Here is a 15,011-nt window from a genome sequence, read left to right on the forward strand (position 1 = left end):
GCGAGAACATTAGAAGCCCGGGAGGCGGGAAAGAAGGGCTGAACGGGCGAATACGCGTTGAGGTGCGGTCTCAACGCGTTGAGATCGTCCTCAACGCGCCCGGCTCGGTGATCTGCGCCTCGGAGAAAATGCGGCGACGTCAATACCTCGGGGCGGTGACGAGCCTTTCGGGGAGGGTGAAAAAGGCGCCCGACGCGCAGGAGCGGGGGCCGCTCCTGCGACCACCGCTCCTCCTGCCCGCCGGCGCTCAGCCCAGCAGGTTCCAGCTCTTCACCTCGACCGCGCGGCTGCCGTTGGACGGCACCGGCCACGCGCTCTCGAGCGCCACGGTGGCGCGTCCCACCCGTCGCCAGTCGGCGGAGGGCGGCGCCGCGCTGGCCGCGCACGAGGTGATGCGGCAGGCGTACGCCGTGAGGTTGACGTCGAGGCTCACGCCGCTGCCGGTCTCGTCGGGGATCTCGATGACGGGGCCGACGAAGCCGGCGCTGGGCGTCACGGACACCGCCAGCGACCGCGAGACGATGCCGCTCTTGAACACCTGGCCCGAGACGTTCGTGAGGTTGACGTTGAAGTGGGCGTTCGGCGCGTAGGTGGTGCCCTGGAGGTAGAGGCTCGTCTGCGCGCCGTTCGTCTGGACGAGCGGGCAGGTGAGGCCGGTGGCGACGCAGGTCCCCGCCTCGGTGCGCAGGGACGGCGGCCTCCACTGCAGCCAGAGCTGGGCGGCGTCGAGGTCGGCGGTCCAGAGGGTGTTCCCCCCGCCGGAGCGGGTGGCGTTGACGACCCAGTCCATGCGGAGGTCGGTCAGCCCGTAGCGCCACGTCTCCGCCGCGAGGGCGGTGGTCAGGTTGTAGGTCTGCGTCGTGAGCGTCGCGGAGGCGTTGAGCGCCACGTTCGAGGTGGTCGTCGTGGGCGCCGGCGTCGTCCGCGTCGGGTTCGGCGTCAGCGCCAGGCTCAGCGCGTCACCCGACCGCGTGGCCGTCTCCCGGTGCGTGACCCGCAGCTCGGCAGCCGTGAGGATCGACCCGGCGGGGATCTGGGTGGCGGCGTCCATGCCCGCCAGTCGGAGGGTGGTCGCCTGGTTGCCGCTCGCCGGGCGGGTGATCGTGGTGCTGGCGAGGTTCCCGTCGACGGTGCGCCCCGCGTCCGGAGTCGTGAAGCCGGGGGCCGGTGCCGGTGCGGGCGCGGACGTGGTCGCCGCGACCGAGCCGCGGATCGCGCCGGAGTCGAGGGTCGTCCCGCTCTTCGCGCCGTAGATCACCAGCGAGGGCCGGTCCGTGGCGTACTGCCCGCACAGCTCCATCTTCCCCGCCTGGATGTCCAGCCGGCTGTTGCCGCCGAAGACGAACTGCACGCCGTTGTTGCTCACGGTGGTGGTCAGGGGACTGACGCAGGAGCCCGGGATGGTCGACGGGCCTGCTGCCGTGAGCGTGCCGCCGACGAGGCGCGCGCCGGAGCTGTTGACCGTCCAGACGTTGCTGCCCGTGCTCATCGGCCGGGCCGCTGCGGCGATGGCCGCCATCTCCTCGTTGCGGAAGTCGAAGTAGTAGGTGCCGGGAGTGAAGTGCAGCGGGCGCCCGCAGGTGTTCGACAGGCTGCTCAGGGCCACGGCGTCGTCGTAGTAGCCGGGCTGGAGCTGCACGTTGCCCGAGGCGACGCACGCGGGGACCACGCGATGGACGAGCTGCGCGGGACCGCTGGCCGGCTGCGCGTACGCCGAGGCCAGGGCGGCGCCGCCGGGCTGGCCGGCTCCGGGGTTCGGCGGGATGTCGCCGTCCGTGAGCAGCGCCGGGTCCTTGCCCTCGGGCGGGGTGCCGGCGCTCGGGCAGGTCACCGACACGGTGCTCGTGACGAAGGCCGTGCTGCACGTCCCCGTCGCGAGGACCGGCGCCTCGGTGACGTCGATGCGCGAGCAGTTCGTGCTCGGGCAGGTCGTGCCGGCGACCGCGATGGCGCCGTTGACGTACACGCGGCCCTTGATGCGGAGGATGCCGTTCGACCCCTTCGACAGGGTGGTGCCCGAGCCGCCGAGCGTCAGCACGGCAGAGCCGGGGCGGTTGAGCGCCGTGATGGGGACGACGCCGGCGGACACGCCCGTCCCGGCGACCGGTGAGCACTGGACGCGCACGGAGCCGCTCGTGCCGGGCACGTCCAGGCCGTCCACCGGGCAGGCCGCCGCGGCGTCGGCGTACGACGAGGTGCGCAGCGTGTTGACGGCGACGTCGAGCGCACCCGAGGCGTCCGCCGAGAGGTCCTGGCGGCTCTGCGTCGCGGCGGCGGAGGTGAGGGCGGACTGCGCGTAGCCGAGGATCGCCGTGACGACGAGCCCCACGCACACGACGAAGGCCATGACGAGGACGAGGGACGCACCCTCGTCCCCGCGCGCGCGCCGGCGCAGCGACCGCAGGATCGGGTTCACGGGGTGGTCCTCCTCGTGGCGGACAGGACGAAGGGGTCGCCGCCGCCCAGGCGGGCGAAGGAGACGCTGACGGTGGTGGTGGCGGCCGAGCACGCGGCGGGGGTCCCGGCGGTCGAGCAGGTCACGACGGGCGGCGTGGTGGCGAGCCGCTCGGCGACCGTCTCCGAGCTCGTCGGCGTCCAGGGGTAGGCGGGCGCACCGGCCGTCGTCTGCTCGCACGCGCGCCGGACGACGGACCCCGCGGTGACGCCGCTCGTGGTCGTCGTGGAGAAGACGTAGGACACGACGGTCGTCGTCGGCGTGGGCGGTGTCGCCGTCGGCGAGAAGGACGTCCCGCGGAGCTCGACGGTCGCCGTGCCCGAGCCGCACCGGGCGGCGGCACCGGTCGCGACGTCCGTCGCCCCGGCGACGTCGGTGGCGAAGTACGCGGCGGTGAACTGCTCGTCGCGCGTCAGGTCCAGGCGGTGCTGCGTCTCGTCGTTCACCCGTGCCGTGGAGAGCATGACGAGGGAGAGCGCGGAGAACAGCAGCCCGAGCAGCCCGATGGAGATGATGAGCTCGATGAGCGTGAAGCCCGCCTCGTCGCGTGCCAGCCGCCGGCGCAGCCGCGTCAGCACCCCGGGCCCCCGCTCGCGGCGAGGGCGGCGCACGGGCGCCGGACGACGACGTCGTACGTCGAGGTGAAGCCCGGAGCGGCGGTGGCGGTGGCCGTGAGGGCGAGCCGCACCCGCTGGACGCCCGAGTCCGTGCCGCACGTGCTGCCGAAGGACGTCGTGGACGGGTCCCAGTACTGGACCTCGGTCACGGAGGCGGTGAAGCCGGCCGGGAGCGGCTCGAGCCCGGCGGGGGCGGGGCTGGTGTAGGCCCACGTCGAGCCGGAATAGGTGGCCGTCGTCGCGCACGCGACGTACGTGCTGTCGGTCGTGCGGGCCTGGACGTGCTCCGCCCACGAGCGCAGCAGCGCCTGCGCCTGGATCTGGCGCTCGTCCTGGCTGGAGGCGCGCGCCGCCAGCCCCACGCCCCCCAGGATCGCCGTCACGGCGATGCCGATGATCATGACGGACAGCAGGATCTCGACGAGGCTCTCGCCGGCGTCCCGCCCCCTGCGCCGGCCGGCTGTCACAGCGACGCCGTCCGGAAGATGCCGTACATCGCGGACACGAGCGCGACGGCCACGAAGCCGACGACGCCGCCCATGACGATGATGACGACGGGCTCGATGATCGAGGTCACCTTGGCGACCTTGTAGTCCAGCTCGCGCTCGTAGTAGCCGGCGGCGACCTCGAGCTGGGTGTCAAGCGTGCCCGTGTCCTCGCCGACGCGGAGCATCTGGGAGGCGATGCCCGGGAACAGGCCGGTCGCCGCGATGGGCTGCGCCAGCCCCTCGCCGCGGAGCATCGCGTCGCGGGCGCCGGCCAGCCGGCGCTCGAAGACGAGGTTCTTCAGGCTGCTCGTCGCGACGCCGAGCGCGGTCGGCAGGGCGACGCCCGCATGGACCATCGAGGCCAGCAGGCGCGTGAAGCGCTCGATCTTGGAGTAGCGGATCGCCTCGCCGACCACCGGGATCCTCAGTTGGATCCGGTGCAGCAGGTGGCGCCCGCCCGTGGTGCGGGACGCGACGAACGCGCCGAGGGCCAGCACGGCCAGCACCGCGACGATGAGCCACCACCACGAGCCGAGGAACCGGGTGGCACCCAGCAGCATCCGCGTCGCCAGGGGCAGCTCCGCGTCGAGGGAGGAGAAGAAGTCCTCGAACTTCGGCAGCACGAACACGCTCAGCACGACGATCGTCCCCAGTGCCATGACGAAGACGATCGAGGGGTAGGTCAGCGCCGTCTTGATCTTGCGCCGCGCCTCCACGTCCCGCTCGATGTAGGAGGAGAGCTGGTCCAGGACGGTGTCGAGCTTCCCGGTGAGCTCGGCGGAGCGCAGGATGCCGCGGTACCAGTCGGGGAAGTCGTCCGGGTGCTTGTCGACCGCCGCCGAGAGCGTCAGGCCCTGGCGCAGGTCCTCGCCGACGGCCTCGAGCACGCGGCGCACGGCGGAGGACGCGTTCTCCTCGCCGATGGTGCGGATGGCCTCGAGGATCGGGATGCCGGCCCGCAGGAACGCCGAGAGCTGGCGCGAGAGGTGCATGAGCTCGGCCGGCTTGATGCGCGGCGGCGTCAGCTCCATCTGGAGCACGCTCTTCTTCGGCTCGATCTTCGTCACGCGCAGCTGGCGCTGCACGAGCGCCATCCGCGCGGCGGCCAGCGTGGGCGCGTCGTGCGTGCCCTTGCTCGTCGCGCCGTCGGGCGCCAGTGCCACGTAGGCGAACTTCGGCATGGTGGTCCCTGCCCTCAGATCATGTAGATGGAGCGGAGGATCTCGGCGATGGTCGTCTCGTCCCTCTCGACGAGGTGGATGCCGCCGTCGCGCAGCGGGACCAGGCCCTGGCTGATCGCGAGGCGGCGCATCTCGTCGTGCGACGGGTTGGGCCGGACGAGGAGCTCGCGCATCTGCTCGGTGACGGTGAGCAGCTCGTACACGCCGACGCGGTCCGAGTAGCCCGTGCGCGAGCAGTAGTGGCAGCCCTCGCCGACCCAGAAGCGGTCCTTCGAGGGGCCTCCGCTGGCTCTGTAGAACGCGAGCTCGTCGGCCGTCGGCTCGTACGGCACGCGGCAGTAGGAGCACATCTTGCGCACGAGGCGCTGGCCGACGACCCCGACCACGGAGGAGGCGACGAGGAACGCCTCGATGCCCATGTCGAGGAACCGGTACAGCGCCGCGACGGAGTCCGTCGCGTGCAGCGACGAGAGCACGAAGTGGCCGGTCAGCGCCGACTGCACGGCGATGCGCGCGGTCTCCACGTCCCGCATCTCGCCGACGAGGATCATGTCCGGGTCGTGCCGCAGGATCGACTTCAGGCCCGCCGCGAAGGTGACGCCCGCGGCCTCGTTGATCTGGATCTGGTTGATGGAGGAGAAGACGTACTCGACCGGGTCCTCGATGGTCGTGATGTTCCGGTCCGCGTCGTTGACCTCGGACATCGAGGCGTAGAGCGTGGTGGTCTTGCCCGAGCCCGTGGGGCCGGCGCAGATGACCATGCCGTAGGGCGAGCGGATCATCTTCGCGAACGCCTCGTGCGTGGCCGGCGGCATGCCCAGGTCGCGCAGGCGCTTGACGGAGCGGCTCTTGTCGAGCAGCCGCATGACGACCTTCTCGCCCCAGACGTTGCCCATCGTCGCGACCCGGATGTCGATGCCGCGGCCGTCCACCGTCGTGGCGATCTGACCGTCCTGCGGCCGGCGTCGCTCGACGATGTTCATCCCGCCCATGATCTTGATGCGGCTGGCGACGGCCGGGCCCATCTCCGCGGGCAGCTCGAGCACCTCGTGCAGGGCGCCGTCGATGCGGTAGCGCACCCGCACCCGCCCGTCCTGCGGCTCCACGTGGATGTCGGAGGCGCGGTCCCGCAGGGCCTGCGTGATGATCGCGTTGACGACCCGGACGACGGGGGCGTCGTCGGCGCTGTCGTCGACGTCCGTGCGGTGCACGACGGTGCGGACCTCGGTCGTCGCGGAGAACGCCGCGACCTGGTCGCCCACCGCGGAGAGCGCCCGGAAGGTCGAGTCGATCGCCCGGCGGACCTCGGACGCGGCGCCGACGAGGAGCTGGGCCGGCCGACCGAGCGCCACGAGGACCTCCTCCGCGACCTCCGGCGAGGGGTCCGACAGCGCGACCTGCACGCGGCCGTCGGGCAGGACGGTCAGCGGGATCGCCTGGAGGCTGCGGGCGCGGCTCTCGCCGAGCAGCTCGGCGACCTCCGGCTCGGGTGCCTGGTGCGTGAGGTCGGCCAGCTCGAGGCCGACCTGCTCGGCCAGGGCGCGGGCCAGGTCGCGCTCGGTGACGACGCCCATCTCCGTGAGCAGGGCGCCCAGGCGCCGACCGGTGGCCTGCTGCTGGTCCAGCGACTCGTCGAGCGTGCCCTCGCTCAGGGCGCCGTTGCGGACGAGCAGCTCGCCGAGCAGGGTGCCGTACCGCGCGACCGGTACGCCGCCGGCGACGGGACCGGTGGCCCCGGCGCCCGGGGCGGAGTTCGCGGGCACGGGCATGTCGGTGCCGGCGGGCTGCCCGCGGCGACCCGTGCGGCTCTCCGTGGTGACGCGGCCGAAGGCCATCGCGGTCCCACCCTTCTCGTGTCCACGGCCCACAGTCCGTCGCGGGCGACGGTGCGCGGTCTGATCGGTCCTATCGGCGTGCGGTGCGTGCGGCGCGGTCGTCGGCGCCGGGTTCATCCCGTCGGGGACGCGGACGGGTGAGGCTCGGGGTGCGGGGTCGTGCCGGGCGTCGTGCGGTGGCGGTTCCCGCTCAGGGGGTGCCGGCGAGGAGGGTCACCGGCACGGGGCAGTCCGGGCACCGCTCGGCGGCGCGGCCGGCCTGCTCGAGCGCGCTGCGCATCCGTCCGCTCTCGAGGAGCGCGTGGCCCAGCTCGCGGTCGGCGCGGTCGGCGCGGTGGCGCTCCGCGGCGGCGGCGCGGCGCAGGGCGACGAGCTCCTGCTCCAGCACCCGGTGGCAGCCGGCGGGGCGGTCGTCGCCGGGATCCGGTGCGGAGGCCGTGCTGGCGGACGGGCCCCGCGGCGTGCGGGCGTCCGCGGCGGCGCGCTCGTCGAGCGCCCGCCGGCTGAGCCGCCACTCGTAGCCGCGGACCCCGCGCACCTTGTACGCGGGGATCTCGCCCCGCCCGACCCGCCGGCGCAGCGTGGTGACCGGCACGTCGTAGACCCGGGCGGCCTCCGTGAGGGAGAGGTCGCGGGTCGCGTCGTGGTGGGCCATGGCGGCTGCGCTCCTGGCTGGACGGGCGGACGGGGAGAGGGTGCGGGCGGCGGGGCCTCCGGGGGCTGGAAGGCCCGCGCCGCCCGCGATCAGGGGCGTCAGGCGACGCAGCCGCCGAGCGCGATCTGCGCGTCGATGGCGGCGATCTGACGGATCACGTCGAGGCGCTGGGCCTCGAGCGTGGTGAGGCGGGCGGCGGCGGCGGTCTCGGCCGTCTCCGCGCTCGCGAGGTCCTCGCGCAGGTCCGCGACGACGTCCTCCTGGACGGCCACGGCGGCCGCGGCCGAAGAGAGCTTCTCCTGGAGCGCGGCGAGCTCGTTCTCCTTCGCCGTCACCTGGCCGTCGAGCGCGTTGAAGCGGTCGAGGAGGTCGCCGACCTGGGCCTCGAGGCCCTTCACGACGCCCTGCTGCGCCGTCACGACGCCCGACAGGCGCTCCGCCTCGGCGGACGCGGCGGCGAGCTCCTGCTCCAGGCCGGCGACGCCGTCCTGGGCGGCGACCACGGCCTGGGCGGCGGCCGTCGCGGTCGTCCGCTGGGCGGCGAGGTCGCCCTCGGCGGCCGAGAGCGCCGTCCCCGCCGCGGACACCGCGGCCTGCGCGGCCTGGTCGTCCGAGGTGGCCTCGTCGAGCACCTCCTGCGCCGCGGCCAGGACCGAGCGCTGCTCCGCGACGGCCGCCTCGGCAGCCGTGACAGCCGCCTGTGCGTCGGCCGCCACGCCCTGGAGCCGGACGACCTCGCCCTGCCGGCCGAGGACGGCCGCGTCCGCGGCGTTCTTGCCGGCGATGGCGGCGTCGAGGTCGGCCTGGGCCCGTGCCGTGACCCCCGTGGCCGTGGAGAGCGCGGCCGTGAGGGTGTCGAGCTCGACCGTGAGGTCCTGGAGCTCGGCGGTCGCCGTCGTGATCTCCGCGGTCTTGTCGACGAGCGTGGTCGTCGTCGTGGTCTTCTGCGTCTCCAGCGCCTTGATCTGGTCCCGCAGCACCTGCTTGCGCTGGTCCGCGTTGCCCTTGATCGCGTCGAGCTCCTTCTGGAGCACGGCGATCTGGTCGACCACGGCCTGGTTGGTCACCGTCGTGGTGACGTAGGTCGGGGTCTTCAGCGTGGCGAGCTCGGCCTGCTTCGCCGCGACCGCAGCCGCCTTCGCGTCCGCCGCGGACTTCGCGGCCGCCTGCGCGGCCGTCGCGGTGCTGAGCGCGGCGCGCGCGTCGGTGACCTTCCCGGCCGCCACGAGGGCCGCGGCCTCGGCCTGAGCGAGGTCCGCCTTGGCGCCCTGGACGGCGGTCTGCGCCGTCGTGAGCGCCTGGGTCGCCGTCTCGGCCGTGGCGAGGCGCTCGACGAGCAGAGCGTTCGCGTCGTCGACCGCGTCCGCGGCGGTCTCCACCGCTTCGGAGGTGCCGTCGGCGGTCTCGACGGCGGCGGTGAGCCGGTCGGTGGCGACCTGCACGGCGGCAACCTGGGCGTCGACGGCCGCGTCCGCGGCGAGCGAGGCCTTCTTCGCCGCGTCGAGCGTCATCTGGGCGGCGGTGAGGCGGCCCTGCACCGCGGCGACCTCGCGGTCGGCGGCGGCCTTCGCGTCCACGAGCCGGCCGAGCTCGGCCGTCGCGGTGTCCAGGCGGCCCTGCGTCGCCGTCAGCTGCGCCTGGGCGGCGTCCTGGGCGGACGAGAGGGTCACGAGCTCGGACTGCGCGGCGGCGATCCCGGCGTTCAGCTCCGTCACCGTCGAGGTGCGGCGCTCGAGCTCGGCGGCGCCCTCGTCGATCCTGCGCTGCAGCGCGGCCTCGGCCGCGTCGAGCCGGGCGATCTCCGCCTTGGCGGCCGTGATCTGGGACTCGAGCGAGCTCTTCTGCGCGACGAGCGCCGCCTTCGTGGCCTGCAGCGCGGCGATGAGCGCCGCGTTCTGCCGGGCGGCCGCGAGGAGCAGGTTCGGCTGCACGGAGCCCCGGACGGCGAGCTGGTTGAGGACGCCGTTGCAGGCGCCGACCGTCGTGGTGGTGGTCGTCGTGGCGGCGGAGGCCGGCGCGGCGACGGCGAGGCCTCCGGCGAGCAGCGTGGGCAGCAGGAGGGCCGCGGCGATACGGCGGGCGGGACGGGCGGTGACGGGCATGAGGGAATCTCTCCTCGACATCGGTGGCGAAAGCCCCCCGAAGGTGGAGGGCATGACACCGCGTCGGTTTCGCTACTCGCTCCTCGGGGGCAAAGCGACCAGAATTCAGCGCCCCGGATCAATGCGTCACGGTCTGTCGGTTAGAACAGTAGGCGGCGTCCCCGCGCCCGCCTACGTCCGTCCGGGGGACAACGCGTTGAGATCCGCCTCAACGCGTTGAGGTCTTCTCAACGCCTGCCGATGCGCGGCGGCCCCGCCGGGCGGGGGCGAGAACGGCCGCACCGCATTCCGCACCCTGGCACGGGATCAGGCGCCGGAGGTCTCCGCGAGCAGCCGCACGGCCGCGGCCCGGTCCTTCACCCGCAGCTTCTTGAGGATCGTCGAGACGTGCGTGCGGACCGTCACCTGCGCGACGAAGAGCCGCCCCGCGATCTCCTCCGTCGACAGGCCGAGGGCCAGGTGGTCGAGGACCTCCTTCTCCCGCGGCGTGAGGGCGTCCGTCGCCCGGCGCGGGCCGAGCCCGAGCACCCGTCGCGGCTCCGCGCGGAACTGCTGCACCACCTTGAGCACGAGCCAGGGCGGCAGCGCGGCCTCGCCGGCCAGCACCCCCCGCAGCGCGCCGACCACGCGGTCCGGCCCCAGGTCCTTCGGCAGGTAGCCGACCGCGCCCGCCCGCAGCGCCGCGAACAGGTCCTCGTCGTCCCGCGACGCGGTGAGCATCACCACGGGCGTGCCGGGCAGCTCCTGCGTGATCTCGGCGGCGGCGAGGATGCCGCTGCCCGGCATGTGGATGTCGAGGAGGCAGACGTCCGGCCGGGTGGCGAGCGCCGCGGCGACCGCGCCGGGCCCGTCGGGGGCCTCGGCCACCACGACGCAGCCGCCCTCCTCGAGGGCCTCGCGCACGGTCTCGCGCGTGGGGGCGTGGTCGTCCGCCACCAGCACCCGGAGGGGCGCAGCAGCGCCCGTCCCGGCGGCGCACGTGGCCCGCGTGCCCGTCATGCCCGTACCACCCGCACGGTCGTCCCCTCTCCCGCGGCGGACGCCACGGCCAGCACGGCGCCGACCTCCTCGGCCCGTTCCCGCATGCTCGTCAGCCCGAACCCGCCGCTGCGGCGGGCCTCGGGGCCGCCCACGGCGAAGCCCCGGCCGTCGTCCGCCACCGTGAGCTCCAGGGGCGCGGCGGCGAGCCGCACGTCGAGACGCGTGGCGGCGCCGTGGTGCACGGCGTTGCGGACGGCCTCGGCCGCGATGCGCAGGATCGCCTCCGTCGTGCGCTCGTCCGCGCCGGCGTCCTCGTCCAGCACGGCCACCACCTCGACGTCGTACCGCGCGGCCATCTCGTCGAGCGCTCGGCGCAGCGCCACGGGCAGCGGCTCGTCGCCCACGCTCGTGAGCGCGCTCAGCGCGCGGCGGGACTCGTCGACGGCGCGACCGGCGGCGCCGACGATCCGCCCGACGGTCACGAGGTCGTCCGGGCGAGCCGCGAGCCGCCGGGACTGCGACGAGATGTAGGCGAGCTCCTGGAGCAGGCCGTCGTGCAGGTCGCGGGCCAGGCGGCGGCGGTCCTCGAGGACCGCCGCGCGGGCCCGTGCCCGCCAGAAGGTGGTGATCTCGCCGGCGGCGCCGACCGCGAGGCACCCGTAGGCGGCCAGGCGCAGGACGTCCCCGGTGTACAGGTACTCGGAGTACAGGGAGGGGAGGAGCATGTAGTGCACGCGCGCGAAGGCGGACAGGACGCACGAGGCGGCGACCCAGCGCAGCAGCGCGTCGCCGGTGCGGTCGGACTGCCGCGCGAACGCCGCGGCGGCGACCGCGAAGAGGACGATGCCGGCGGCCTGCGTGCCGAGCAGCACAGGGTGGGCGACGAGCATCGGGCGGGTGGCGTCGCCAGCCCGGAGCGGGTCGACCGCGGCCGGCAGCAGGTGGCCCCACACGACCCCGACCAGCCCGATCGCGAGCAGGAGCGCCACGACGGCCCCGGTGGTGGCGACGCCGGCCCGACGGGGCACCCGGCGGGCACCGGTGGCGAGCGCGGCCGTGGCGTAGACCACGGTGCTCACGAAGCGCACCGTCAGCGGCGCCCACCGGTCGAGGTCGGCCGCCCAGCCGTCGGCGAGGGCGTCGGGCAGCGCGGTGAGGAGCAGGTTCGCTACGGCGACGGACGCCAGCGCGAGGGTGAGCAGGAGGTCCTGGAGGCGGCGCCCCTCACGGAAGCGGCCGTAGAGGAGGAAGGCGACGAGGACGGCGACGACGGCGGTGAGCGTCTCCAGCATGACGTGGAGCGCGGGCGCGGAGTAGACGAACGGGACCTCGCGGGAGGCGACGACGACGACCGTGAGCACCGCGGCGACGGCGGCGGTCGCAGCGGCGAGGGTGCTCGCACGTCGGCGAGCGGCGTGGTCGCCCATGACCCTCATGTCGGGACCGTAGGCACCGGCGCGAGGGGAACCGCCCCCGGGGGCCGGTTTCTCACCCCTCCGCCGGTCCGGGACCATCCGTCCGGGTGATCGACCGGCACCGTTGACGCCGTCCGGGAGCGCTCCTACGGTCGGGGTACCGCTCCGCCCCCGAGGCGGCGACCCCCGTCCACCGTCGTACCGGGCCGCCGCAGCAGCAGGACGACGACGTCCCGGGGACGGGTACCCACTCGGACAGGAGCACAGCATGCGCATGCCCTCCCTCCGGCGCGCCCTCGTGGGCGCCGCCCCCCTGGCCGCCACGGCCCTCCTCGTCGCCGGCGCCCCCACCGCGGCGCCGGCCGCCGACACCGCGGAGGCCTTCGCGGCCGCCGCCGCGAACGAGCCCACCGTCGCGGTGGAGCCGTTCGGCACGACGCCCGACGGCGAGGCCGTCGAGCGGTACACCCTCACCAACCGCGGGATGACCGTCCGGGTCCTCACCTACGGCGGCATCATCCAGAGCCTGGAGGTGCCCGACCGCGACGGCCTCCCCGTGAACGTCGTCCTCGGCTTCGAGGACCTCGCCGGCTACGTCGCGAGCAACAACCCCGGGCCCTACTTCGGCGCGATCATCGGCCGCTACGGCAACCGCATCGCCGAGGGCCGCTTCGAGCTCGACGGCGAGACCTACCAGCTGCCGATCAACAACGACCCGAACTCCCTGCACGGCGGCGACGACTCCTTCGACAAGAAGGTGTGGGACGCCGAGGAGGTCCGCGGGCCGCGCAGCGTGGGCCTGCGCCTGTCCTACACGAGCGCCGACGGCGAGGAGGGGTACCCCGGCGAGCTGGACGTGGAGGTGGAGTACACCCTCACGCACCGCAAGGAGCTCGAGATCCGCTACACCGCGACGACGGACGCGCCGACGGTCGTCAACCTCACCAACCACACCTACTGGAACCTGGCCGGCGAGGGCTCGGGCACGATCCTCGACCACACGCTGCGGCTCAACGCCTCGGCGTACACCCCGGTCGACGCGACCCTCATCCCCACCGGCGAGCTGGCGCCCGTCGCGGGCACCCCCATGGACTTCCGGCAGCCGACCGCGATCGGCGACCGGATCCGCGAGCCCTTCGAGCAGCTGCTCTTCGGCCAGGGCTACGACCACAACTGGGTGGTCGACCGCGGCAGCGCGGGCGACGACGAGCTCGTGCTCGCCGCGCGGCTGAAGGACCCCGTCAGCGGACGGACGATGCGGATGCTCACGACGGAGCCCGGCATCCAGTTCTACTCGGGCAACTTCCTCGACGCGACGCTCGTCGGCACCGGCGGGCAGGTCTACCGCCAGTCCGACGGCCTGGCGCTGGAGACCCAGCACTTCCCGGACTCGCCGAACCAGCCCGCCTTCCCCAGCACCGTGCTGCGGCCGGGGGAGACCTACGCGACGACGACGGTGTTCGACCTGGGGCACTCCCGCGGCTGGTGACCGGAGGGACCGCCGGGGCCGGGGCCCGGGACGTCAGGGGGCGTCCCGTGCCCCGGCCGCGTCCCGGCCCGGTCGGGGCGTGACCGGCGGCCCGGGGGGCTCCGCGACCGTCGCCGCGACGAGGTCCGGGAGGCGGAACGGCAGGAAGTGGTCGCAGTCCACCTGCCGGACGTCGTCGACGGGGGGCGGCACGAGCAGGGCCGCGCCGCGGGGCAGGAGGGTGTCGTCGCGGCCGAGCAGCACCGTCGTCGGGACGTCGTGCCACCCGGCGACGGGGATGGGCTCGCCCGTGGTGCCCTGCGAGGCGGGACGGCGGCGCGCCAGTCGGGCCCGGACGTGGGCGGGGAAGGTCGCCGCCCCGCCCCGGGTGGTCCACCACTCGTGGTCGAGGACGCACGTGCCGTCGTCGAGCACGTGGACGTGGTCGGCGCGGTCCCGGGAGCGGTCGCGGCGCTCGCCGGGGCGGGGGTGCTCGGGCAGTGCCGCGACGTGCACGAGCCGGTCGGGCGGGGCGTCCCCCCAGCTCGCGACCGTCGCCACCGTCCCGCCGTAGGACCAGCCCACGAGCACGACCGGCCGCCGCGCGGCCCGCAGCCCGCGCACGACGACCCGGACGGCCTCGGCGTCCGCGGCCAGCCCGGCGTCGGGCGCGCGGTGCGAGGGCAGGTCGGGCGTGCGGACGTCCCAGCCGCGCGCCTCCAGCGCCGCGGCGACCCACGTCCAGTCGGACGGCGACCCCCAGAGCCCGTGGACGAGCACGGCCGTCCCCTCGTGCGACGGCCCCGTCGCCCCCACGGCCATGGCCGACGAGGCTACGCGTCGCCCGCCGCCGCGTCCGCCCGGACGGGTGAAGGGGACGAGGCGGCGGCCGCCGCGGCCGGGCCGGCGACGCCGCCGCGGCGCCCGGTGCCGGCCCGGCCGGACGGGGTCGCGCCGCGCGGCCGCCCCGTGCGGCGGTCAGCCCTCGCCCGGGGGCACGTGCTCGGTCACGTCGTCGTACGACGCCTCTCCGGCAGGCGCGGACGGGGCGTAGACGAGCCGCACGACGCCCGTGGGGAACACCTCCGACCGCAGCAGCCGCAGGGGGTAGATCGCGTCGCCCTCGTCGAAGAGCCGCTCGCCCTTGCGCGCGGCGACGGGGTGCACGAGGAGGCGCAGCTCGTCGAGCAGACCGGCCGCGAGCAGCTGCCGGACGACGGAGACGGACCCGGCGACGAGGACCTTCGAGACCGCCGGGTCCTCCTTCAGGCCCCGGACCACCGCGGCGAGGTCGCCCTCGACGGCCTCGACGTTGCGCCAGCCCAGGTCGCGGCCGGAGCGGGTGGCGACGACCTTGCGGGTGTCGCCCAGCTGCCGCGCGAACCCGGCGTCCTCGCCGCCGGCGGCCTCGCGCTCCGGCCAGGCGCCGGCGAAGCTGTCGTAGGTGACGCGGCCCAGCAGCAGGACGTCCGCCCCCTCGTAGTCCTCGCCGACGGCCGCCCCCATGTGCTCGTCGAAGTAGGGGAAGTGCCACGCGGGGTCGATCTCGACCACGCCGTCGAGCGCGCTGAACAGGGTGGAGACGATCGTCGCCATCGGTCACCTCTCGGTCGGGGGGAGCCGCACGGTACGGCCCCGCCCCTTCCGACCGTGGTCCCGCCCGGTTCTCATCGGCCGCGGGACGCCCGCCGGTGCCCGGGCGGCGAGGCCGGTCGGACGCGCATCCGTGCCCCCGGGGGTGGGGGAGGTGACCGCGGTGCGGGCCCGGAGGAGCCGGTCCGGTTCGTCCCGTCTACGATGCCGCCTGCAAGTGG

General features: G+C 74.8%; 12 protein-coding genes. 1 reads left to right on the plus strand and 11 read right to left on the minus strand.

What is annotated here, in order from left to right:
* Positions 1-247: 247 nt before the first annotated feature.
* From EJA20_RS09685 to EJA20_RS09725, 9 genes are all read right to left on the minus strand, one after another.
* Positions 248-2,416 carry a hypothetical protein gene (locus EJA20_RS09685; RefSeq protein ID WP_129337952.1) on the minus strand — a complete coding sequence of 723 codons (2,169 nt, stop codon included), beginning with the start codon at positions 2,414-2,416 and terminating at the stop codon, positions 248-250.
* Positions 2,413-3,033 (minus strand): type II secretion system protein, encoded by a 621-nt coding sequence (locus tag EJA20_RS09690; protein ID WP_164983916.1) that lies wholly within the window; start codon positions 3,031-3,033, stop codon positions 2,413-2,415. Before EJA20_RS09690 ends, EJA20_RS09685 begins: the two co-directional genes overlap by 4 nt.
* The gene (locus tag EJA20_RS09695) at positions 3,027-3,539 is read right to left on the minus strand and encodes a type IV pilus modification PilV family protein (protein WP_129337954.1); all 513 of its coding nucleotides are present in this window, start codon (positions 3,537-3,539) and stop codon (positions 3,027-3,029) included. Before EJA20_RS09695 ends, EJA20_RS09690 begins: the two co-directional genes overlap by 7 nt.
* Positions 3,536-4,741: a type II secretion system F family protein gene (locus EJA20_RS09700; RefSeq protein WP_129337955.1), complete on the minus strand. Its 1,206-nt coding sequence runs from the start codon at positions 4,739-4,741 to the stop codon at positions 3,536-3,538. The genes EJA20_RS09695 and EJA20_RS09700 overlap by 4 nt, the downstream gene beginning before the upstream one ends.
* Before the next feature lie 14 nt (positions 4,742-4,755).
* Positions 4,756-6,576 carry a GspE/PulE family protein gene (locus EJA20_RS09705; RefSeq protein ID WP_205687439.1) on the minus strand — a complete coding sequence of 607 codons (1,821 nt, stop codon included), beginning with the start codon at positions 6,574-6,576 and terminating at the stop codon, positions 4,756-4,758.
* Positions 6,577-6,766: 190 nt separating this feature from the next.
* Entirely contained in the window at positions 6,767-7,231 is a 465-nt protein-coding gene (locus tag EJA20_RS09710; RefSeq protein ID WP_129337956.1) for a helix-turn-helix domain-containing protein, read from the minus strand.
* A gap of 98 nt (positions 7,232-7,329) precedes the next feature.
* A complete protein-coding gene (locus tag EJA20_RS09715; protein ID WP_129337957.1) occupies positions 7,330-9,333 on the minus strand; it encodes a coiled-coil domain-containing protein in 2,004 nt (667 codons plus the stop codon).
* Positions 9,334-9,639: 306 nt separating this feature from the next.
* Positions 9,640-10,332 (minus strand): response regulator, encoded by a 693-nt coding sequence (locus EJA20_RS09720; RefSeq protein WP_129337958.1) that lies wholly within the window; start codon positions 10,330-10,332, stop codon positions 9,640-9,642.
* Positions 10,329-11,750, minus strand: coding sequence for an ATP-binding protein (locus tag EJA20_RS09725; protein ID WP_164983917.1), 1,422 nt, complete (start codon positions 11,748-11,750; stop codon positions 10,329-10,331). The genes EJA20_RS09720 and EJA20_RS09725 overlap by 4 nt, the downstream gene beginning before the upstream one ends.
* Positions 11,751-11,997: 247 nt before the next feature.
* Here EJA20_RS09725 and EJA20_RS09730 point away from each other — a divergent pair, with 247 nt between their 5' ends.
* Positions 11,998-13,218: an aldose epimerase family protein gene (locus EJA20_RS09730; protein ID WP_129337960.1), complete on the plus strand. Its 1,221-nt coding sequence runs from the start codon at positions 11,998-12,000 to the stop codon at positions 13,216-13,218.
* Positions 13,219-13,251: 33 nt separating this feature from the next.
* Here the strand turns inward: EJA20_RS09730 and EJA20_RS09735 are convergent, their stop codons facing one another.
* Entirely contained in the window at positions 13,252-14,019 is a 768-nt protein-coding gene (locus tag EJA20_RS09735) for an alpha/beta hydrolase (protein ID WP_129337961.1), read from the minus strand.
* Between the two features lie 156 nt (positions 14,020-14,175).
* Positions 14,176-14,793 (minus strand): dihydrofolate reductase family protein, encoded by a 618-nt coding sequence (locus EJA20_RS09740; RefSeq protein WP_129337962.1) that lies wholly within the window; start codon positions 14,791-14,793, stop codon positions 14,176-14,178.
* Positions 14,794-15,011 lie beyond the last annotated feature (218 nt).

Source organism: Cellulomonas endophytica (assembly GCF_004123805.1).
GTDB classification, from domain to species: Bacteria; Actinomycetota; Actinomycetes; order Actinomycetales; family Cellulomonadaceae; genus Cellulomonas; species Cellulomonas endophytica.

Excerpts from the sequence above, each read along its gene's own strand:
- EJA20_RS09730 (WP_129337960.1), top strand. The coding sequence starts at position 11,998 with ATGCGCATGCCCTCCCTCCGGCGCGCCCTCGTGGGCGCCGCCCCCCTG.
- EJA20_RS09715 (WP_129337957.1), bottom strand. The coding sequence starts at position 9,333 with ATGCCCGTCACCGCCCGTCCCGCCCGCCGTATCGCCGCGGCCCTCCTG.
- EJA20_RS09735 (WP_129337961.1), bottom strand. The coding sequence starts at position 14,019 with ATGGCCGTGGGGGCGACGGGGCCGTCGCACGAGGGGACGGCCGTGCTC.
- EJA20_RS09720 (WP_129337958.1), bottom strand. The coding sequence starts at position 10,332 with ATGACGGGCACGCGGGCCACGTGCGCCGCCGGGACGGGCGCTGCTGCG.
- EJA20_RS09725 (WP_164983917.1), bottom strand. The coding sequence starts at position 11,750 with ATGAGGGTCATGGGCGACCACGCCGCTCGCCGACGTGCGAGCACCCTC.
- EJA20_RS09740 (WP_129337962.1), bottom strand. The coding sequence starts at position 14,793 with ATGGCGACGATCGTCTCCACCCTGTTCAGCGCGCTCGACGGCGTGGTC.
- EJA20_RS09700 (WP_129337955.1), bottom strand. The coding sequence starts at position 4,741 with ATGCCGAAGTTCGCCTACGTGGCACTGGCGCCCGACGGCGCGACGAGC.
- EJA20_RS09705 (WP_205687439.1), bottom strand. The coding sequence starts at position 6,576 with ATGGCCTTCGGCCGCGTCACCACGGAGAGCCGCACGGGTCGCCGCGGG.
- EJA20_RS09710 (WP_129337956.1), bottom strand. The coding sequence starts at position 7,231 with ATGGCCCACCACGACGCGACCCGCGACCTCTCCCTCACGGAGGCCGCC.